Origin of the sequence: Stenotrophomonas sp. CASM114 (genome assembly GCF_049384325.1) — a bacterium.
Lineage (GTDB): Bacteria > Pseudomonadota > Gammaproteobacteria > Xanthomonadales > Xanthomonadaceae > Stenotrophomonas > Stenotrophomonas muris.
This window is the reverse complement of the sequence record NZ_JBMRGJ010000005.1, coordinates 19,503-39,979: the sequence shown is the minus strand read 5'-3', so window position 1 is coordinate 39,979 and position 20,477 is coordinate 19,503. Positions and strand designations below refer to the sequence as shown.

The 20,477-nt window shown below is 66.7% G+C and carries 14 protein-coding genes; 9 read left to right on the top strand and 5 right to left on the bottom strand.

Annotated elements, in window-relative coordinates:
• Positions 1-10: 10 nt before the first annotated feature.
• The 5 genes from VG566_RS07280 to VG566_RS07260 are packed head-to-tail and all read left to right on the top strand — an operon-like array spanning position 11 to position 5,074.
• Positions 11-1,378 carry an FAD-dependent oxidoreductase gene (locus tag VG566_RS07280; RefSeq protein WP_241884568.1) on the top strand — a complete coding sequence of 456 codons (1,368 nt, stop codon included), beginning with the start codon at positions 11-13 and terminating at the stop codon, positions 1,376-1,378.
• Positions 1,378-2,817, top strand: a complete 1,440-nt coding sequence (gene sbcB, locus VG566_RS07275; RefSeq protein WP_241884569.1) for an exodeoxyribonuclease I — start codon at positions 1,378-1,380, stop codon at positions 2,815-2,817. The genes VG566_RS07280 and sbcB overlap by 1 nt, the downstream gene beginning before the upstream one ends.
• Positions 2,814-3,500: a DUF2461 domain-containing protein gene (locus VG566_RS07270; RefSeq protein ID WP_032962055.1), complete on the top strand. Its 687-nt coding sequence runs from the start codon at positions 2,814-2,816 to the stop codon at positions 3,498-3,500. The genes sbcB and VG566_RS07270 overlap by 4 nt, the downstream gene beginning before the upstream one ends.
• The gene (locus VG566_RS07265) at positions 3,500-4,480 is read left to right on the top strand and encodes an aldo/keto reductase (RefSeq protein ID WP_241884570.1); all 981 of its coding nucleotides are present in this window, start codon (positions 3,500-3,502) and stop codon (positions 4,478-4,480) included. Before VG566_RS07270 ends, VG566_RS07265 begins: the two co-directional genes overlap by 1 nt.
• Positions 4,481-4,522: 42 nt before the next feature.
• The gene (locus VG566_RS07260; protein ID WP_014647672.1) at positions 4,523-5,074 is read left to right on the top strand and encodes a DUF2939 domain-containing protein; all 552 of its coding nucleotides are present in this window, start codon (positions 4,523-4,525) and stop codon (positions 5,072-5,074) included.
• A 204-nt stretch (positions 5,075-5,278) separates the two neighbouring features.
• Here VG566_RS07260 and VG566_RS07255 read toward each other — a convergent pair whose 3' ends face one another.
• The 3 genes from VG566_RS07255 to VG566_RS07245 all read right to left on the bottom strand — a co-directional run bounded on the left by VG566_RS07255 (position 5,279) and on the right by VG566_RS07245 (position 12,302).
• Positions 5,279-6,223 (bottom strand): 5'-nucleotidase, encoded by a 945-nt coding sequence (locus VG566_RS07255; protein ID WP_005410242.1) that lies wholly within the window; start codon positions 6,221-6,223, stop codon positions 5,279-5,281.
• Positions 6,224-6,270: 47 nt separating this feature from the next.
• Positions 6,271-7,044: an NAD kinase gene (locus VG566_RS07250; RefSeq protein WP_032962058.1), complete on the bottom strand. Its 774-nt coding sequence runs from the start codon at positions 7,042-7,044 to the stop codon at positions 6,271-6,273.
• 281 nt (positions 7,045-7,325) lie between these two features.
• Positions 7,326-12,302 carry an NAD-glutamate dehydrogenase domain-containing protein gene (locus tag VG566_RS07245; RefSeq protein WP_241884884.1) on the bottom strand — a complete coding sequence of 1,659 codons (4,977 nt, stop codon included), beginning with the start codon at positions 12,300-12,302 and terminating at the stop codon, positions 7,326-7,328.
• A gap of 250 nt (positions 12,303-12,552) precedes the next feature.
• Here VG566_RS07245 and VG566_RS07240 point away from each other — a divergent pair, with 250 nt between their 5' ends.
• From VG566_RS07240 to VG566_RS07230, 3 genes are read left to right on the top strand one after another with little or no spacing between them, the layout of a single operon-like run.
• On the top strand, positions 12,553-13,209 hold the full coding sequence (locus tag VG566_RS07240) for a TetR/AcrR family transcriptional regulator (protein WP_032962062.1): 657 nt from the start codon (positions 12,553-12,555) through the stop codon (positions 13,207-13,209).
• Positions 13,209-14,477 (top strand): efflux RND transporter periplasmic adaptor subunit, encoded by a 1,269-nt coding sequence (locus VG566_RS07235; RefSeq protein WP_032962064.1) that lies wholly within the window; start codon positions 13,209-13,211, stop codon positions 14,475-14,477. Before VG566_RS07240 ends, VG566_RS07235 begins: the two co-directional genes overlap by 1 nt.
• A gap of 15 nt (positions 14,478-14,492) precedes the next feature.
• The gene (locus VG566_RS07230; protein ID WP_046431562.1) at positions 14,493-17,666 is read left to right on the top strand and encodes a multidrug efflux RND transporter permease subunit; all 3,174 of its coding nucleotides are present in this window, start codon (positions 14,493-14,495) and stop codon (positions 17,664-17,666) included.
• Positions 17,667-17,817: 151 nt separating this feature from the next.
• Here the strand turns inward: VG566_RS07230 and VG566_RS07225 are convergent, their stop codons facing one another.
• Together VG566_RS07225 and VG566_RS07220 are read right to left on the bottom strand one after the other, a co-directional pair.
• Positions 17,818-18,105, bottom strand: a complete 288-nt coding sequence (locus tag VG566_RS07225) for a hypothetical protein (protein ID WP_241884888.1) — start codon at positions 18,103-18,105, stop codon at positions 17,818-17,820.
• A gap of 130 nt (positions 18,106-18,235) precedes the next feature.
• Positions 18,236-19,384: an acyl-CoA dehydrogenase family protein gene (locus VG566_RS07220; RefSeq protein WP_049442456.1), complete on the bottom strand. Its 1,149-nt coding sequence runs from the start codon at positions 19,382-19,384 to the stop codon at positions 18,236-18,238.
• 153 nt (positions 19,385-19,537) lie between these two features.
• Here VG566_RS07220 and VG566_RS07215 point away from each other — a divergent pair, with 153 nt between their 5' ends.
• Positions 19,538-20,467, top strand: a complete 930-nt coding sequence (locus VG566_RS07215) for an ArsR/SmtB family transcription factor (RefSeq protein WP_014037755.1) — start codon at positions 19,538-19,540, stop codon at positions 20,465-20,467.
• Positions 20,468-20,477 lie beyond the last annotated feature (10 nt).

Below are 20,477 nucleotides of genomic sequence, written 5' to 3'. Positions count from 1 at the left end.
GGACAGTTCGTTGATCGCACATGCTTCCCGCTCGTTGAGCATTATCGGTGCCGGCCTGGCCGGGTCCCTGCTGGCCATCCTGCTGTCGCGGCAAGGCTGGCGCATCACCCTGTACGAACGCCGCGGTGATCCGCGCGTGGCTGATTACGAGAGTGGCCGCTCGATCAACCTGGCATTGGCCGAGCGTGGGCGCAATGCGCTGCGCCAGGCGGGTGTGGAGGACGAAGTGATGGCACGCGCGGTGATGATGCGCGGCCGCATGGTGCACCCCCGCGACGGCGAACCGCAGCTGCAGCGCTATGGCCGTGACGACAGCGAAGTGATCTGGTCGATCCACCGCAGCGATCTGAACACCACGTTGCTGGAACTGGCCGAGCAGGCCGGCGCCACCGTGCACTTCCATCGGCGCCTGCACACCGTTGATTTCGACGCCGGTTATGCGCGTTTCATCGATGACCGCGACGACAGCCCGCACGACATCCGCTTCGACACCCTGATCGGTGCCGACGGCGCCGGTTCGGCCCTGCGCGCGGCGATGAACCGCTGTGCCCCGCTGGGCGAGGACATCGCCTTCCTCGACCACTCCTACAAGGAGCTGGAGATCCCGCCGGCCGCCGACGGCAGCTTCCGCATCGAGCGCAATGCGCTGCACATCTGGCCACGCGGCCATTACATGTGCATCGCCCTGCCCAACCACGAAGGCACCTTCACCGTCACCCTGTTCCTGCCCAACCAGGGCGATCCCAGCTTCGCCACGGTCAACACCGGCGCGCAGGCCGAGGCGCTGTTCGCACGGGAGTTCGCCGACACCCTGCCGCTGATCCCGAACCTGCGCGCGGACTGGGAACAGCACCCGCCGGGGCTGCTCGGCACGCTCACCCTGGAGCGCTGGCACCAGCACGGTCGCGCCCTACTGATCGGCGATGCCGCGCATGCGATGGTGCCGTTCCACGGCCAGGGCATGAACTGCGCGTTCGAGGACTGCGTTGCGCTGGCCCGGCACCTGATGGAAGCGGATGATCTGGAAGGCGCGTTCGCCGCGTTCGAAGCCGAGCGCAAGCCGAATGCACGTGCCATCCAGCAGATGGCGCTGGAGAACTACCTGGAGATGCGCGACCGTGTCGCCGATCCTGCGTTCCTGCTGCAGCGCGAACTGGAGCAGGAACTGCAGCGGCGCTGGCCGACCCGCTTCGTGCCGCACTACACGATGGTCACCTTCCTGCACACACCTTACGCCGAGGCGCTGCGCCGCACCGAACTGCAACGCGACATGCTGGTGGCCGCCACCATCGGTCATGATTCACTGGACAACATCGACTGGGCCGCGCTGGAAGCGCAGATCCACGCGCAGCTGCCGGTCCTGGAGGGCGCGCACTGATGGCCGACAGCTTCCTGTTCTACGACCTGGAAACCTTCGGCCAGGACCCGCGGCGCACGCGCATATCGCAGTACGCCGCGATCCGTACCGATGCCGACCTCAACGAGATCGATACGCCGGTCAGCTTCTTCGTGCGCCCGGCCGATGACCTGCTGCCCTCACCGATGGCCACCCTGGTTACCGGCATCACCCCGCAGCAGGCCTTGGCCGAGGGCATCAGCGAGGCCGAGGCCTTCGACCGCATCAACGAACAGCTGTCGCGCCCCGGCACCTGCGCGCTGGGCTACAACACGCTGCGCTTCGACGATGAATTCGTCCGCTACGGGCTGTTCCGCAATTTCCACGACCCGTACGAGCGCGAGTGGCGCAACGGCAATTCGCGCTGGGACCTGCTGGACATGCTGCGCCTGATGCGCGCGATGCGCCCGGACGGCATCCAGTGGCCGCTGCGCGAGGACGGCGCCACCTCGTTCAAGCTCGAGCACCTGGCCGAGGCCAACAACGTGCGCGAGGGCGATGCGCACGAAGCGCTGTCCGACGTACGTGCCACCATCGGCATGGCACGCCTGTTCAAGCAGTCGCAGCCGCGCCTGTGGGAGTACGCGCTGAAGCTGCGTGACAAGCGCTTCGTCGGCGGCCTGCTGGACGTGGCCGCGATGAAGCCGGTACTGCACATTTCCATGCGCTACCCGGCCAGTCGCCTGTGCGCGGCGCCAGTACTGCCGCTGGCCGTGCACCCGACCATCAACAACCGGGTGATCGTGTTCGACCTGGACGGTGACATCGACGACCTGCTGGCACTGCCGGCCGAGGTGATCGCACAGCGCCTTTACCTGCGCGCCAGCGAGCTGCCCGAAGGCGTGGCGCGGGTGCCGCTGAAGGAAGTGCATCTGAACAAGGTGCCAGCGCTGATCGCCTGGAACCACCTGCGCGCCGATGACCACGCGCGCCTCGGCCTGGACGTGGCCGCGATCGAGGCCAAGGTGGAACGGCTGCGCGCGTTCGCCCCGCAGCTGGCCGAGAAGGCGCGCCAGGTCTACAACCAACCCCGCGTCGCCACCGTGGCCGACGTCGATGCCTCGCTGTACGACGGTTTCCTCGGCAACGGCGACAAACCGCTGCTTGCGCTGGCACGCACCACCGCGCCCGAGCAGCTGGCCGCGCTGGAAGGCCGTTTCCGCGACCCGCGCCTGCCGGAGCTGCTGTTCCGCTACCGCGCGCGCAACCATCCCGGCAGCCTCGCGCCGGCGGAACGCCAGCGCTGGCAGGATTACCGCCGCCAGCGCCTGCTCGGCGACGGCGGGCTGGGCGAACTCAACCTGCCCCAGTACCAGCAGCAGCTCGATGCACTGGCCGCCGAAGCGCCCGACGACGCGCGGCGCCAGGCCCTGCTGCAATCGCTGCGCGACTGGGGCCAGCACCTGCAGGAGACGCTGTGAGCACCTACTTCTCGGACGCCAGTTTCAGGTTCCTGCGCAGCCTGGCGCGGCACAACGACAAGGCCTGGTTCAACGACCACCGCCAGCAGTATGAAGACCACGTACGGCAGCCGTTCCTGCGCCTGCTGGGCGACCTGCAACCGGCCCTGGCCGAGGTCAGCGAACACTTCCGTGCCGATACGCGCGGCGTCGGCGGCTCGCTGTTCCGCATCCACCGCGACGCGCGCTTCTCCAACGACAAGTCACCGTACAAGACCTGGCAGGGCGCGCGCCTGTTCCATGAGCGCCGCCGTGAAGTAGCCGCGCCTTCGTTCTACGTGCACCTGCAGCCGGGCGAGAGCTTCGTCGGTGCCGGCCTGTGGCATCCGGAACCGGAAACCCAGCGCCGCGTGCGCCACTTCATCCTCGACAACCCGGGCAGCTGGAAGGCCGCCGCGCACGCACCGGGCCTGCGCAAGCGCTTTGATTTCGAGGAGAGCGAAAAGCTGGTGCGTCCGCCGCGTGGCTTCCCCGCCGACTTCGAGTTCATCGACGACCTCAAGCACCGCAACTGGGTGATGTGGCGCTCGCTGGACGACGCCACCATGACCGGTCCGCGCCTGCTGTCCACGCTGGGCAAGGATCTGGCCGCGCTCGGCCCGTTCGTCGACTACCTGTGCGCGGCGCTGGACCTGGAATTCTGATGCCATTGGCACAGCAACGCCGCACGCTGGGCCGCACCGGCCTGGCGGTGTCGCCGGTGGGCCTGGGCTGTTCCGGCTTCTGGGGGCATCGCCGATTCCCGGAACAATCGGCCGCGAACGTGGTCGAGCATGCACTGGCACAGGGCGTGAACCTGTTGGACACCGGCCACAACTACTCCGGTTTCCACGCCGAGCCGCGGCTGGGCCGCATCCTGCGCCCGTTGCTGAAACAATACCCGCGCGACGCGCTGGTGATTTCCAGCAAAGGCGGCACGCTGACCGGCCAGGCCGGCGTCAGCGGCGCCGAGCAACGCAATTTCTCGCCGGCAGCCATCATCGCCAGCTGCGAGGCTTCGCTGCGCAATCTCGGCCTGGATCACCTGGACATCTACCAGTTGCATGGCGCCAGCGAGCACGACATCAACGACGACCTGCTGGCCGCGCTGCAGCGCCTGCGCGACCGCGGGTTGATCCGGCACACCGGCATCAACACCCACTCGGCCTCGACCCTGCGCTGGATGATCGCCCATCCCGACGCCTTCGATGTGGTGCTGCTGGACTACAACGCCCTGCAGCAGGACCGCGAACCGCTGATCGACCAGTTGCAGGCGGTGGGCATCGGCGTGCTGGCCGGGACCGTGCTGGCGCAGGGCCACCTGCTGCCCGCGCGCCCGCGCCTGCCACGGCTGGCCGATGGCTGGTACCTGGCGCGCGCCTGGCTGAAGCCCAGCAGCCGGCAGCTGATGCGCAGTGCCCGCCAGATGCGCCGGGCAGTGGCCGCGATCCGCAGCCAACGCCCGGCCCAGACCGCCTTCGCCTATGCGCTGGGCCATCCCGGCGTGGCCAGCGGCATCCTTGGCACCACCCGTACCCGCAGCCTCGACGAGGTGCTGGCGACGCGGCTGGAAGCGCTGACCCCGGCCGAACGGCAACAGCTGGTCGATGCCTTCGGTGACGGCCGTGGCTCGCCCAGTCATTGAGTCTTCACCCGGCACTGCCGCCATTGCGGCAGTCTGGTCAACATGAAGAAACTCACCGCACTCATTGTGCTGCTGGTCCTGGCCGTCGCCGCCTGGTGGTTCGGCGGCCCCTACATGACCGTCAATGGCCTGTCCAAGGCCATCGAGCAGCGCGACACCGCCCGCCTGGAGCGTTACGTCGACTTCCCGCGCGTGCGCAGCAGCCTGCGTGCGCAGCTCAACGACTACCTGGTGCGCCAGGCCGGCCCCGACGTGGCATCCAGCCCGTTCGGCGCCCTGCTCTATGGGCTGGGCGACCAGCTTGGCGGTGCCGCAGTGGAGACCATGGTGACCCCGACCGGGATCGGCGCGATGCTGCAGGGCCACGTGCTGTGGAAGCGTGGCCGCAATGAACTGCAGGGCGGCGATGCCTTCGGTGCGACCGAACCGGCGCGGCCGCTGAAGCATGCCGAGCATCATTTCGAAGCACTGGACCGATTCGTGATCGACGTCGATCGCGGCCCCGGCCAGCCACCGTTGAAGGTGGTGCTGGAGCCGCAGGGCCTGCGCTGGAAGGTGGTGGACCTGCAGCTGGGAATGTCGGGCAGCCCTTGATCGGACCCGTGGCCTGACGGCAGCGCCAACCAAGGTTGGCAACTACCGGGGCATGTGGCTCTGGTAGATGCCCACCTTGGTGGGCATGTCGCTGTGGTAGATGCCCACCTTGGTGGGCATGTGGCTGTGGTAGATGCCCACCTTGGTGGGCATGGGTCCTAGGCAGTGCAAACCAACGGTTGGCACCTACCGGTCGAGTCCGCCCTACCCCTCGTTGGCGACGCCGTGCGGCACGTGGCCGGCGGCCACATGCTCGCGGGCGCTGTCGATGTTGTGCTGCGAATCGTCGAAGAAGATGTCGGCACCGAAGGCCTGCAGGAACGGGCCCTTGTGACGGCCGCCCAGGAACAGTGCCTCGTCCAGGCGCACGCCCCACTCGCGCAGGGTGCGGATCACCCGCTCATGCGCCGGTGCCGAACGCGCGGTGACGAGCGCGGTACGGATCGGCGCGCTCTCGCCGGCCGGGAACACTTCCTGCAGCGTATGCAGGGCCGACAGGAAGCCACGGAAGGGTCCGCCGCTGAGCGGCTCGCGGGCGCGCTCGCGCTCGTGGCGGCCAAACGCTTCCACGCCCTGCTCGCGCGAGATGCGCTCGCTCTCGTCACCGAAGATCACCGCGTCACCATCGAAGGCGATGCGCAGCTGGCCGGCCGGGCGACCAGTATCGATCTGGTCGGCGGCTGCCGCAGCGGTCTCGCCCGGCGGCTTGGGCAGGATGGTTGCCGCCGCGATGCCATGACGCAGCGCGCTGCGCACCGATTCGGGGTTGGCCGACAGGAACAGGTCGGTACCGAACGGCTTCACGTACGGCCAGGTCGGCTCGCCGGCGGTGAAGGTCGCGCGGATGATGCCCAGCCCATAGTGCTGGATCGAATTGAAGATGCGCAGGCCGGTATCGGCCGAGTTGCGCGACAGCAGGATCACCTCGACCCGCGGGTTCTCCGGGCTGGCGCCCTGGTTCAGCGCCAGCAGCTTGCGCACCACCGGGAAGGCCACGCCGGGGCCGAGGATATCGTCCTCGTGCTGGCGCTGGAATTCGGCGTAGGCCGCCACGCCATCACTTTCGAACAGCGCATGGCTTTCCTCGAGGTCGAACAGCGCGCGCGAGGTCACCGCGACGGTCAGCAAACGGGGGGAGTTGTCGCCCATCGGTGGGGGTCCTTCAAGCGGTCGGCGGGGCCGGCCGCCCATTGTCCTCAAAAAACGAACTGTTCGCTCAGGATCCGGTCTTCCAGGTTGTGCTCCGGGTCGAACAGCAGGGTCACGCGGCGGTCCTTCGACTCGCGGATGGTCACCTCGACCACGTCGCGGGTCTCGTGCGAATCCGCCGTGACGCTGACCGGGCGCTTGTACGGATCGAGCACGCGGAAGCGCACCTCGGTATCGGCCTTGAGGATCGCCCCGCGCCAGCGACGCGGCCGGTACGGGGCCAACGGCGTCAGCGCGATGGTGTGCGAGCCCAGCGGCAATACCGGGCCATGCGCGGAATAGTTGTAGGCGGTGCTGCCCGCCGGGGTGGCCACCAGCACGCCGTCACCGATCAGCTCGGCCACGCGTTCCTGGCCGTTGAGGTCGATGCCGATATGCGCGGCCTGCCGGGTCTGGCGCAGCAGCGAGACATCGTTGTAGGCCAGCGAACCGGTACTGGTGCCCGACTCGGTCAGCGCCACCATTTCCAGCGGGCGCAGGTTGGCCGGTTCGGCACGCGCAATGCGGGCCTGCACGTCGTCGTCGCCACGGTACTGGTTCATCAGGAAGCCGACGGTGCCCAGCTTCATGCCGAACACCGGCTTGCCCAGGTGCCCATGCCGGTGCAGGGTCTGCAGCATGAAGCCGTCGCCCCCCAGCGGACACAGCACGTCGGCCTGCTCCGGCGCGTGATCGCCATAACGCGAGACCATCGCGGCGCGGGCCATCTGTGCAGGTTCGGTGGCGCTGGCCAGGAAAGCGATGCGGGGGGTGTCGCTCATCGGTGGATCCGGGTGGGTGTGCCAGCAAGAGCATACCCGGTAGTGCCGGCCGCTGGCCGGCAGCTGCACCCGATTGTGGTCCGTGCGGTTGCCGGCCAGCGCCCGGCACTACCCGGCAATGCAGAACGGCCCCGCTTTCGCGGGGCCGTTCCTCCAACTGCTGCAGATCAGGAGCCCCCCTGAGTCAGGGGGGCGCGCCAACGGCGCGGGGGTCTGGGAGCATGGTTGGCATGGGGCCCACGGTTTGCAGAGCAAACCGTGGGGCGTCAGCGCGAATGCGCTTACGCACCATGCGCAGCGAGCTGACCCAGGCGCTGCACCGCGACCGAAACGGTCGGGTAGTCCAGGGTCTTCTGCTCGGCCAGTTCGGCCAGCATCGCCAGGGTGAAGCGCAGGCTGCTGTCGTCGCGACCCATCCAGGCCGCCACCTTTGCTTCAGCACTGCTGCCCTTGGTACCCAGCACCTGGCCCGCCAGGTTGCGGTGGTTGGCGGCCAGCTCGTCACGCAGCACGCCACGTGCCACCGCGTGCCAACGGCCATTGACCTCCAGCGCATCGACCTGCTCGAACAGCCACGGCAGCTGCAGGGCATCGCCCAGGCGGAAGTGGACCTTGGACACGTCCACCGGCTTCAGCTTGCGGGTACGGGCCAGTTCGATGATGTCGAACGCCGGCTCCAGGAAGTGCAGTTCGGCCAGCTGCTGCGCCAGCGCGGACGGCAGGCCCTTTTCCTTCCACTCGGCCACCAGGGCTTCGTAGGTCGGACGCTGCGAATCCGGCAGCACACCCGAGGCAACGCGGATATCGTTGAACGGGCCCTGGTAGCGGTTGACCGCTTCGGTGATGCCGGGCATCGCGCCGGGGCGCGACAGCAGCCAGCGCACGAACGAGCGCTGCAGCTTCCAGATCACTTCCAGGGCGTCGATCTGCACCGACTCCGGCACCTTGCCGTCGAGGGCATCGATCTGCGCCCACAGCGCGCGTGCATCCAGCGTTTCACGGCTGATGGTGTAGGCCTTGGCAACCTCGGCGATGGAACGGCCGGTGTCTTCCTGCATGCGCATCAGGAAAGTAGCGCCCATGCGGTTGATGGTCTGGTTGGTCACGGCCGTGGCGATGATTTCGCGCTTCAGGCGGTGACGCTCCATTGCGTCGGCGTACTTCTTCTGCAGCGGGGTCGGGAAGTAGCGCTGCAGTTCCTTGGACAGGTACGGATCTTCCGGGATGTCCGAATCCAGCAGCTGGGCGAATGCCACCAGCTTGGAGTAGGACAGCAGCACCGACAGTTCCGGACGGGTCAGGCCCTGGCCGCGCGCCTTGCGCTGCGACAGCTCGGCATCGGACGGCAGGAACTCGATCTGGCGATCAAGCAGGCCCTGCTGTTCCAGGGTACGGATGAAGTGCTGCTTGGAACCCAGGCGCTTGACCGCCATCCGCTCCATCAGGCTCAGCGCCTGGTTCTGGCGGTAGTTGTCGTTGAGCACCAGCTCGGCGACTTCATCGGTCATCGAGGCCAGCAGCTTGTTGCGCTGCTCGACGGTCAGCTTCTTGGCCCGCACCACATCGTTGAGCAGGATCTTGATGTTGACTTCATGGTCGGAGGTGTCGACACCGGCCGAGTTGTCGATGAAGTCGGTGTTGAGCAGCACGCCGGCCTGCGCGGCTTCGATGCGGCCCAGCTGGGTCATGCCCAGGTTGCCGCCCTCGCCCACGACCTTGCAGCGCAGCTCGCCACCGTTCACGCGCAGCGCGTTGTTGGCACGGTCGCCGACATCGCTGTGCTGCTCGCTGGCGGCCTTGACGTAGGTACCGATGCCGCCGTTCCACAGCAGGTCGACCGGTGCCTTCAGGATCGCGCTCATCAGTTCGTTGGGCGACAGCGCCTTGACGTTCTCGTCCAGGCCCAGCGCTTCACGCACCTGCGGGGTGATCTCGATCGACTTCAGGCTGCGCGGGTACACGCCGCCGCCCTTGCTGATCAGCTTGGCATCGTAGTCCGCCCAGCTCGAACGCGGCACCGTGAACAGGCGCTCACGTTCGACGAACGTGGTGGCCGCATCCGGGTTCGGGTCCAGGAAGATGTGGCGGTGATCGAACGCAGCCACCAGGCGGATGTGGCGCGACAGCAGCATGCCGTTGCCGAACACGTCGCCGGACATGTCGCCGACGCCGACCGCAGTGAAGTCCTGGCTCTGGCTGTCACGGCCCAGCGCACGGAAGTGGCGCTTGACCGACTCCCACGCACCGCGTGCGGTGATGCCCATGCCCTTGTGGTCATAACCGACCGAACCACCGGAGGCGAACGCATCGCCCATCCAGAAGCCGTGCGCGATGGCCAGGCCGTTGGCGATGTCGGAGAAGGTCGCAGTGCCCTTGTCGGCGGCCACCACCAGGTACGGATCGTCCATGTCGTGGCGCACGACATCCACCGGCGGCACGATCTTGTTGTTGACGATGTTGTCGGTGATGTCCAGCAGGCCCTGGATGAACAGCTTGTAGCAGGCCACGCCGTTGGCGAAGATCGCATCACGGTCGCCGTTCACCGGCGGGGTCTTGGCGAAGAAGCCGCCCTTCGCGCCGACCGGCACGATGACGGTGTTCTTGACCATCTGTGCCTTGACCAGGCCCAGCACTTCGGTACGGAAGTCTTCGCGACGGTCCGACCAGCGCAGGCCACCACGGGCGACCGCGCCGAAGCGCAGGTGGGTACCTTCCACGCGCGGGCCGTAGACGAAGATCTCGCGGTACGGGCGCGGCTTCGGCAGGTCCGGCACCAGCGCCGAATCGAACTTGAAGCTGATGACATGGCCGTGCTGGCCGTTGGCATCGGTCTGGTAGTAGCTGGTACGCAGGGTCGCGTCGATCACGCCCATGAACGAGCGCAGGATGCGGTCCTCGTCCAGGCTGGACACGCGGTCCATCAGCTTCAGCAGCGCATCGCGCGCGGCCTGCATCTGCGCGTCGCGGTCACCCTTGCGGGCGTCGACCACGGTCTTGAGCACCTTCAGGGTGGCATCGTCACCGGCAGCCAGCACGTCGAAGTGGGCCTTCAGCTGGGCCTGGCCGGCGGCGATGTCGTCCTTGCTTTCGTGGCCGGTGGCCGGATCGAAGCGGGCTTCGAACAGCTCGACCAGCAGGCGGGCCAGCAGCGGGTAGCGCGCGAAGGTGCCTTCCACGTAGGCCTGGGAGAACGGCACGCCGGTCTGCAGCAGGTACTTGCAGTAGCCGCGCAGCATGGCGACCTGGCGCCAGTGCAGGCCGGCAGCCAGCACCAGGCGGTTGAAGCCGTCGTTCTCGGCATCGCCGTGCCAGACGCGGGCGAAGGTCTCGCCGAAGGCTTCATCGACACTGGCGGCATCGATCGCGCCGGCGGTCGACTCGACCTCGAAGTCCTGCACGTACACCGGGGCGTTGTCAACCGACAGGCGGTACGGACGCTCGGCGATCACGCGCAGGCCCATGTTTTCCATCATCGGCAGCGCGTCCGACAGCGGAATGTCGTCCAGCTGGCGATACAGCTTCAGGCGCAGGCCATCACCGCTTTCGCGCGGCACGGCCTGCAGGCTCAGGCGCAGGTCGTCCGGGCCGGTCAGGGCGTCGAGCTGGCTGACATCGTTGGCGGCAACCGCGGTGCTGTTGTCTTCGATGTAGCCGGCCGGCAGCGCCTTGCCGATACGGGCGGCGATGCGCAGGCCTTCGGTCTCGCCGTGGCGGGCCACCAGCGCTTCGCGCAGGTCGTCCTGCCAGTTGCGCAGCACCTGGGCCAGCTTCTGCTCCAGTTCGGCGGTATCGACGTCGAGCATCTCACCCGGCTTCGGGCGCACGATCAGGTGCACCTGGGCCAGCGGCGATTCGCCCAGCACCACCGAGCTGTCGACGTACTCGCCGTGCAGCGCGTCCTTCAGCATCGCTTCGATGCGCAGGCGCACGTCGGTGTTGAAGCGCTCACGCGGCAGGTAGACCAGCGCGGAGATGAAACGGCTGTACTTGTCGCGGCGCAGGAACAGGCGGCTGCGCACGCGCTCCTGCAGGCCCAGCACGCCCATCGCGGTGCGGAACAGTTCGTCCTCGCTGGACTGGAACAGTTCTTCGCGCGGCAGGGTTTCCAGGATGTGGCGCAGGGCCTTGCCACTGTGGCTGGCCGGGGCCAGGCCCGACTGCTTCATCACGTGCTCGTGGCGCTGGCGCACCAGCGGGATTTCCCACGGGCGGCGGTTGTAGGCGCTGGAGGTGAACAGGCCGAGGAAGCGCTGCTCGCCGATGATCTTGCCCTTGGCGTCGAATTCCAGCACGCCGATGTAATCCATGTAGCCAGCGCGATGCACGCGCGAACGGGCATTGGTCTTGGTCAGGATCAGCGCATCCTTCAGACCGGACGTGGTGTTCAGGCCCTGCGCGGCCAGGGTCTTGACCGGACGGGCGGCGGACTTGTCCTTGCCGCGCATCAGGCCCAGGCCGGTATCGTTCAGCGGCGCCAGCACCTCTTCCTTGCCCTGCTTCTCGACGCGGTATTCGCGGTAGCCGAAGAAGGTGAAGTGGTTGTCGGCGGCCCAGCGCAGGAACTCCTGTGCTTCCTTGCGCGAGGCTGCGTCGACCGGCAGCTGGCGGCTGCCCAGGTCGTCGGCCAGTGCCAGCGCCTTGTCCTTCATCGGCTGCCAGTCACGCACGATCGCACGCACTTCATCCAGCGCCTTGTTGATGGCCTGCTCGATGGCCGCCATGGCTTCGGCCGGTTGGCGGTCGATTTCCAGCAGCATCACCGACTCGGCATCACCCTCGCCGACCTTGACCAGCTTGCCGGCCTTGTCGCGGGTGAAGCGCAGCACCGGGTGGCCCAGCACGTGGACACCCACGCCCTGTTCGGCCAGCGACATGGTGACGGTGTCGACCAGGAACGGCATGTCGTCGTTGACGATCTGCAGCACGGTGTGCGGCGATTCCCAACCGTTGGCCTTCGCGGTCGGATTGAACACGCGGACGTTGGCCTTGCCGGCCTTGCGGGCACGGGCGAATTCCAGCGTCTCAGCCGCGAGAGCGGCCCACTCTTCAGCGCTGTGGTGCGGGAACTCGTCCGACTCCATGCGCTTGTAGAAGTCAGTGGCAAAGGCCACTGCTTCGGCCTGTGCGGCCGCGGGGTAGCGCTTGCGCAAGGCCGTGTACACCGGCTCCAGGGAGAAACCAGCGGTCACTGCGACCTCCGACTCTGCTGGTTTCGTCTTGTTCTTCACGGTCTTGGCTGCGGTTTTTTGCGGTTTCATGGCAGAGCGATGCGCTTGCTCAGTTGGGAAAATGAAATTGTAGCCCTACCGCACGAAAAGGCCTTGCTGCAGGACGGAATAAGCAGATTCGGGTTTGCTGCGGTTTAGACGCCTATTCAGTTCGCTGCGGTATGGAGCTGGCGTCTGCTTCAGCACTGCCGACAGGATCGGCAAAGCGTGTTACCGGAAGACACACGCGGCGACGCCGATTCGATTCCACAATCCTGAACTGGACGGTATAGTCCACCGCGTGAACCCGGCCTACCTCCCCGTTGCCCTCGACGCGCGCGATGAGCGCGTGTTCGATGCCGTGCGCAGACTGCTGGCCGAGCAGGGCATGCAGATGAGCATGGACGCGGTGGCCCAGCATGCCGGCTGCTCCAAGCAGACCCTGTACTCGCGCTACGGCAGCAAGCAGGAACTGCTGCGCCGGGTGATGCAGCGCCACGTCGGCCACGCCACCGGGGCCATGCTGCGTGCACTCCGCGGTGACGACCTGCGTGCCAGCCTTCTCCAGTTCGCCACCGACTTCCTGGAGCATTTCAACCAACCGCATGTAGGACAGGCCTGCCGGCTGATTGCAGCCGAGGCAGCCCAGTTTCCCGAAGAGGCGCGTACGCTGTACCGGCACGGTGCCGGCGCGCTGACGCTTCATCTTGCTGAATGGATTGAAACCGTTTGCATGCAAGGCCAGCTCCGGCATGACGACCCGCACTTCATGGCCGAACTGCTGCTGAGCATGATCGCCGGTCAGGATTTCGACAAACAGCGCTTCCATACCCCCCATCGTGATGACGCGCTCCTGCGTCGGCGCTGGGCAGAGTTCTCCGTCGACAGCTTCCTGCGCGCGTTCGCGCCACAGCCGTCGACGGCCCCGTCTACAAACCAACCCCGGAGTTCCTCCTGATGACCGCCCCACTCCGCACCCTTGCCTTGACGTGCGCCGTTGCTGTCGCGCTGGCTGCCTGCAAGAAGCCGGAACAGCAGACGCCCCCGCCGCCGGAGGTGGGCGTGATCGACGCCAAGCCGCAGACCCTGCCGCTGCAGCGCGAGCTGGTCGGCCGCCTGTCGCCGTTCCGCAGCGCCGACGTCCGCGCACGCGTACCCGGCGTGCTGCTCAAGCGCGTTTACCAGGAAGGCTCGCAGGTCAAGCAGGGCCAGACCCTGTTCCTGATCGACCCGGCGCCGTTGCGTGCCTCGCTCAACGCCTCCGAGGCCCAGCTCGCTTCGGCCCGCGCCACCTACGCCAATGCCAAGGTCGCCGCCGATCGCGCGCGCTCGCTGGCGCCGCAGCAGTTCGTCTCCAAGTCCGACCTGGACAACGCCGAATCGGCCGAGCGCACCGCCCTGGCCGCCGTCAAGCAGGCCGAAGCGGCAGTGACCTCTTCGCGGATCAACCTGGGCTACGCCGAAGTGACCGCGCCGATCAGTGGCGTGGCCAACAAGCAGCAGGTCACCGAGGGCGCGCTGGTCGGCCAGGGCGATGTGACCCTGCTGACCACCGTTGACCAGCTCGACCCGCTGTATGTGAACTTCTCGCTGAGCGTGGATGAGCTGACCCAGCTGCGCGCGCAGCAGGCCAAGGGCTCGCTGGCGCTGTCCGGCGACGGCAAGGCCACGGTCAACGTCAAGCTGGCCGACGGCAGCACCTATGGTGAGCCGGGCACGCTGGACTTCTCCTCGACCACGGTCGACCCGGCCACCGGTGCGGTGTCGCTGCGTGCGCTGCTGCCGAACCCGCAGCAGATCCTGCTGCCGGGCGCCTTCGTCAGCTTCCAGGCCAACCTGGGCGAGCGCAACAATGCCTACCTGGTGCCGCAGCAGGCGCTGCTGCGTGACACCACCGGCGGCTACGTGATGGTGGTCGGTGCCGACGGCAAGGTGGTGCGCAAGAACGTGAAGACCGATGGCGCGCAGAACGGCAACTGGCTGGTCAGCGACGGTCTGGCCGCCGGTGACAAGGTGATCGTGGCCGGCGTGCAGAAGGTCAAGGAAGGTGCACCGGCGGTGGCCAAGCCGTGGACCCCGGGGCAGGACGCCAACGGCAAGCCTGCCGCAGGCGGCGCCGCTCCGGCGGGCGCAGCACCGGCGGCAGGCAAGGCACCGGCCGACGCGGCCAAGCCGGAACAGGCCGATGCGGCCAAGCCGGCCGCCACCGATTCGAACAAGCAGTAACGGGAACCTTCCGTCATGCCTAAATTTTTCATCGAACATCCAGTCTTCGCCTGGGTGGTTGCGATCCTGATCTCGCTCAGCGGCGTGATCGCGATCCTCAACCTGGGCGTGGAGTCCTATCCCAACATCGCCCCGCCGCAGGTCACCGTCTCGGCGACCTACCCGGGCGCCAGCGCGGACACCACCGAGAAATCGGTCACCCAGGTGATCGAGCAGCAGCTGACCGGTATCGATCACCTGCTGTACTTCAGCTCCTCGTCGGCCTCCAACGGCCGCGCGCAGATCACCCTGACCTTCGAGACCGGTACCGATCCGGACATCGCCCAGGTGCAGGTGCAGAACAAGGTGTCGCTGGCCACGCCACGACTGCCTTCGGAAGTGACCCAGCAGGGCGTGGTGGTGGCCAAGGCCAATGCCGGCTTCCTGATGGTGGTGGCGCTGCAGTCCGATACCCCGACCATCAACCGTGACGCCCTGAACGACATCGTCGGCTCGCGCGTGCTCGACCAGGTCTCGCGTATCCCCGGCGTCGGCAGCACCCAGCAGTTCGGTTCCGAGTACGCCATGAACATCTGGCTGAACCCGGAGAAGATGCAGGGCTATGGCCTGTCGGCCAGCCAGGTACTGGCCGCGGTACGTGCGCAGAACGTGCAGTTCGCCGCCGGTGCGCTGGGTTCGGACCCGTCGCCGGAAGGCCAGCACTTCACCGCCACGGTCTCGGCCGAAGGCCGCTTCAGCTCGCCGCAGGAATTCGAGAACATCATCCTGCGCGCCAACGCCGATGGCTCGCGCGTGCTGCTCAAGGACATCGCCCGCGTCGCCTTCGGTGCCAACAACTACGGCTTCGACACCCAGTACAACGGCAAGCCGACCGGCGCCTTCGCCATCCAGCTGCTGCCGGGCGCCAACGCCCTGAACGTGGCCGAAGCGGTGCGCGCCAAGATGGACGAGCTGCAGCCCAGTTTCCCGTCCGGGGTGACCTGGTTCTCGCCGTACGACAGCACCACCTTCGTCAAGATCTCGATCCAGGAAGTGGTCAAGACCCTGTTTGAAGCGGTCCTGCTGGTGTTCCTGGTGATGCTGATCTTCCTGCAGAACTTCCGCGCCACACTGATCCCGACCCTGGTCATCCCCGTCGCCCTGCTCGGTACCTTCCTGGGCATGTGGATGATCGGCTTCACGATCAACCAGCTGACCCTGTTCGCGATGGTGCTGGCGATCGGCATCGTGGTCGACGATGCGATCGTGGTGATCGAGAACGTCGAACGCATCATGAGCGAGGAAGGCCTGGCGCCGAAGCCGGCCACGCAGAAGGCAATGACCCAGATCACCGGCGCGGTGGTGGCGATCACCGTCGTGCTGGCGGCGGTGTTCATCCCGTCCGCCCTGCAGGGCGGCGCCGCCGGTGAGATCTACAAGCAGTTCGCCCTGACCATCGCCATCTCGATGGCGTTCTCGGCGTTCCTGGCACTGGGCTTCACCCCGGCGCTGTGCGCGACCTTCCTCAAGCCGACGCACAACGACAACCCGAACATCGTCTACCGCACCTTCAACAAGTACTACGACAAGATCAGCCACACCTACGTGGGCCACATCACCTCGGCGGTGCGCCATGCGCCGCGCTGGATGATCCTGTTCGTGGTGCTGACCGCGCTGTGCGGCTTCCTGTTCACCCGCATGCCGGGCAGCTTCCTGCCGGAAGAAGACCAGGGCTATGCGCTGGCGATCGTGCAGCTGCCGCCGGGCTCGACCAAGGGCCAGACCAACGAAGTGTTCGCGCAGATGCGTGGCATCCTGGAAAAGCAGGATGGCTATGAAGGCATGCTGCAGGTGGCCGGCTTCAGCTTCGTCGGTTCCGGCGAGAACGTGGGCATGGGCTTCATCCGCCTGAAGCCGTGGGAGGAACGCAAGTTCACCGCGCCCGAGTTCATCCAGAACATGAACGGCGCGTTCTACGGCATCAAGGAAGCGCAGATCTTCGTGGTCAACCTGCCCACCGTGCAGGGCCTCGGCCAGTTCGGCGGCTTCGACATGTGGCTGCAGGACCGCAGTGGTGCCGGCTACGAACAGCTGACCCAGGCGCGCAACATCCTGCTGGGCAAGGCCGCGCAGAAGCCCGAAGCGCTGGTCGGCGTGCGTCCGAACGGGCTGGAGAACGCCCCGCAGCTGCAGCTGCACGTGGACCGCGTGCAGGCGCAGTCGATGGGCATGTCGGTGTCGGACGTGTACAGCACCATCCAGCTGATGCTGGCCCCGGTCTATGTCAACGACTTCTTCTACGAAGGCCGCATCAAGCGCGTGACCATGCAGGCCGATGGCCCGTACCGCACCGGCCAGGAGTCGCTGAAGAGCTTCTACAGCCCCTCCACCCTGACCCAGAACGCCGATGGCACCAACGCGATGATCCCGCTCAACACGGTGGTCAAGTCCGAATGGGTGTCGGCACCGCCGTCGCTGAGCCGCTACAACGGCTACTCGGCGATCAACATCGTCGGCTCGCAGGCACCGGGCACCAGCTCGGGCGAAGCGATGCAGACCATGGAGAGCATCGTCAACGACGACCTGCCGGCCGGCTTCGGCTACGACTGGTCCGGCATGTCCTACCAGGAAATCCTGGCCGGCAATGCCGCCACGCTGCTGCTGGTGCTGTCCATCGTGGTGGTGTTCCTGTGCCTGGCCGCCCTGTATGAAAGCTGGTCGATCCCGGTGGCAGTGCTGCTGGTGGTGCCGCTGGGCGTGCTGGGCGCACTGGGCCTGTCGATGCTGCGCGGCCTGCCCAACGATCTGTTCTTCAAGATCGGCCTGATCACCGTGATCGGCCTGGCCGCGAAGAACGCGATCCTGATCGTGGAGTTCGCGGTGGAGCAGCGCGCAGCCGGCAAGAACCTGCGCGATGCCACCATCGAAGCGGCCCGCCTGCGCTTCCGCCCGATCCTGATGACCTCGTTCGCGTTCATCATGGGCGTGATCCCGATGGCGATCTCCACCGGCGCCGGCGCCAACTCCCGCCACGCCATCGGTACCGGCGTGATCGGCGGCATGCTGTTCGCCACCCTGCTCGGCCTGCTGATGATCCCGGTGTTCTTCGTGGTCGTGCGCCGCATGCTGGGCGACAAGCTGGATGAACCGTCCAAGGAGTTCATGGAACGCCAGCGCGACGCGGATGCTGCACACCGCCCGGATCGTTGATCCGGCAGTGCGCTGAAACGAAAAGGCCCCGGAGCGATCCGGGGCCTTTTTCTTGCCGCCTTTGAATTCATGCCAACCAAGGTTGGCATCTACCAGGGCAACGGCATGCCCGGTAGCCGCCAACCTTGGTGGGCTCCGTTCGAGTCACGTCTCAGCGCAACAGCGCGACCACCACGCACACTGCCACGATTACCAGTGCAGCCCACTGCATCGGCACGAAAAAGAAATGATGGGGCGCCACTTCGCCCTTCTGCCGGGGTGCCCGGTTGAGCCACAGGCCCAGCAGCACGTTCACCGCCGCGCCAATGCTGGCACCCAGCAATACCTGCGAGAGTGGGATGTTGCCCCTGGGGCCTGCGTGCGGGAAGAAATACGCCAGCAGCAGGATCGCTGCGATCGGCGTGACCAGTGTCAGGATTCCCCAACCACGATAGATCATCTGTGCAGACCGTATGGAAACGGCCTGCATTGGAACAGATCCGGCATCGTTCGGCCAAGAGCACAGCGCATCCACGCGTGGCGCGGATCGACTGGCAGCGCCGCCATTGCAGCGGCGCGGCCGTTGCGTCTCAGCGCAGCCCGGTTTCGTTGCGGGCGATCACCAGGCGCTGGATTTCCGAGGTGCCTTCATAGATCTCGGTGATCTTGGCATCACGGAAGTAACGCTCCAGCGGCATCTCCTTCGAGTACCCCATGCCGCCGTGGATCTGCACCGCCTGGTGGGTGATCCACATCGCCGCTTCCGAGGCGGTGAGCTTGGCGATGGCGGCTTCGTTGCTGAAGCGCTTGCCCTGGCCCTTCACCCAAGCCGCGCGCAACGTCAGCAGCAGCGCTGCATCCAGCTTGCACTTCATGTCGGCAATCTTGGCCTGGGTCATCTGGAAGGTGCCGATGGCGGCACCGAAGGCCTTGCGCTCCTTCACGTACTCCAGGGTCGCTTCATAGGCGGCACGGGCGATGCCGATGGCCTGCGAGGCGATACCGATGCGGCCGGCATCGAGCACGCTCATGGCGATCTTGAAGCCCTCGCCTTCCTGGCCCAGCACGTCCTCGGCCTGCGCCACGTAATCATTGAACTCGATCTCGCAGGTGGCCGAGGCGCGGATGCCCAGCTTGGGCTCGGTCTTGCCACGACCGAAACCGGCCTTGTCGGTATCGATGAGGAAGGCGGTGATGCCGCGCGCGCCCTTGTCCGGCTCGCTCATCGCGAACAGCACGATGTACTTGGCCACCGGGCCGGAGGTGATCCAGCTCTTCTTGCCGTTGATGACGAAGGTGCCGTCGGCCTGTTTCACCGCGCGGCAGCGCATGGCAGTGGCATCGGAACCGGACTGCGGCTCGGTCAGCGCGAACGCGCCGATGGCGGTGCCTTCGGCGATGGCACGCACGTAGGTCTGCTTCTGCTGCTCGGTACCGTGGGTGAGGATGCCGTTGCAGAACAGCGAGTTGTTGACCGACATGATGGTCGAGTGAGCGGCGTCGGCGGCGGCGACCTCCACCATCGCCAGCACGTACGCAACCGGGTCCATGCCCGCACCGCCGTACTCGGTCGGCACTTCGATGCCCATCAGGCCGTTCTCGCCCAGCAGGCGGATGTTGTCCAGCGGGAACTCGCCGGTGCGGTCATGGTGCTCCGCGCTGGGGGCGATCTTTTCCTGCGCGATGCGCCGCGCCACGTCCTGCAGCATCAACTGCTCTTCGGTAAAGCTGAAATCCACAACACCCTCCCGGGTACATGAAGTTATGGGCCGCATACGGCGCGCCCAGGTGCTCCGATTGTACCGGGGGCCGGCTGTTTCCGTACGCTGGCGACTTGACCGCGGCAGGCCCTTTCGGCGAATATATCTCTATATCGCGATAGGTAGATATTTATGGATCTGGAAGACTGGTCGACCCGCCTGAAGGTGTTCGCCGATGCCACCCGCGTGCGCCTGCTGGCGCTGCTGGAGCAGGAGGAACTGACCGTGGCCGAACTGTCGGCAATCACCCGGCTGGCGCAGCCGCGCGTGTCCACCCACCTGGCGCGCCTGAAGGAAGCCGGCCTGGTCCGCGACCGCCGTGCCGGCGTGTCGGCCTACTACCGTTTCGACGAAGCCCAGCTGGACCCGGCGCAGCGTGCATTGTGGCATGCCTTGAGCAACGGAAGCGACGACCCGTTGCTGCGCCAGGATGCCGAGCGCGTGGCTGCAGTGCTGGCCCATCGCGCCTCTGACCAGAACTGGGCCGACAGCGTGGCCGGCGACATGGAGCGCCACTACTCTCCGGGCCGTACCTGGGAGGCGCTTGCGCGCACCGCCTTGCCGTTGCTGGAGACCGGCGACGTGCTGGACATCGCCTCCGGTGACGGCGTGCTGGCCGAACTGGTCGCCCCCCACGCCAAGCGCTACATCTGCATCGATACCAGCGCGCGCGTGGTCGCCGCTGCCAGCGAGCGCCTGCGCCGGCTGCCCAATGTGGAAGTCCGCGAGGGTGACATGCATGCCCTGCCGTTCAAGGACGGCAGCTTCGACCTGGTGGTGCTGATGCACGCGCTGACCTATGCCAGCAAGCCGGCGCAGGCCGTAACCGAAGCCGCACGCGTGCTGCGCCCGGGCGGCCGCCTGCTGCTGTGCAGCCTGGCCCGTCACGAGCACAAGGCAGCGGTGGAGGCCTATGGCCACGTCAACCTCGGCTTCAGCGACAAGGAGCTGCGCAAGTTCGTCGACAAGGCCGGCCTGCAGGTGTCCAGCCTGGAAACGGTCACCCGCGAGAAGCGTCCGCCGCACTTCGAAGTGATTTCGCTGATCGCCAACAAGCCCTGAGCCCGAGACC

Excerpts from the sequence above, each read along its gene's own strand:
- sbcB (WP_241884569.1), top strand. The coding sequence starts at position 1,378 with ATGGCCGACAGCTTCCTGTTCTACGACCTGGAAACCTTCGGCCAGGAC.
- VG566_RS07265 (WP_241884570.1), top strand. The coding sequence starts at position 3,500 with ATGCCATTGGCACAGCAACGCCGCACGCTGGGCCGCACCGGCCTGGCG.
- VG566_RS07260 (WP_014647672.1), top strand. The coding sequence starts at position 4,523 with ATGAAGAAACTCACCGCACTCATTGTGCTGCTGGTCCTGGCCGTCGCC.
- VG566_RS07255 (WP_005410242.1), bottom strand. The coding sequence starts at position 6,223 with ATGGGCGACAACTCCCCCCGTTTGCTGACCGTCGCGGTGACCTCGCGC.
- VG566_RS07250 (WP_032962058.1), bottom strand. The coding sequence starts at position 7,044 with ATGAGCGACACCCCCCGCATCGCTTTCCTGGCCAGCGCCACCGAACCT.
- VG566_RS07245 (WP_241884884.1), bottom strand. The coding sequence starts at position 12,302 with ATGAAACCGCAAAAAACCGCAGCCAAGACCGTGAAGAACAAGACGAAA.
- VG566_RS07235 (WP_032962064.1), top strand. The coding sequence starts at position 13,209 with ATGACCGCCCCACTCCGCACCCTTGCCTTGACGTGCGCCGTTGCTGTC.
- VG566_RS07230 (WP_046431562.1), top strand. The coding sequence starts at position 14,493 with ATGCCTAAATTTTTCATCGAACATCCAGTCTTCGCCTGGGTGGTTGCG.
- VG566_RS07225 (WP_241884888.1), bottom strand. The coding sequence starts at position 18,105 with ATGATCTATCGTGGTTGGGGAATCCTGACACTGGTCACGCCGATCGCA.
- VG566_RS07215 (WP_014037755.1), top strand. The coding sequence starts at position 19,538 with ATGGATCTGGAAGACTGGTCGACCCGCCTGAAGGTGTTCGCCGATGCC.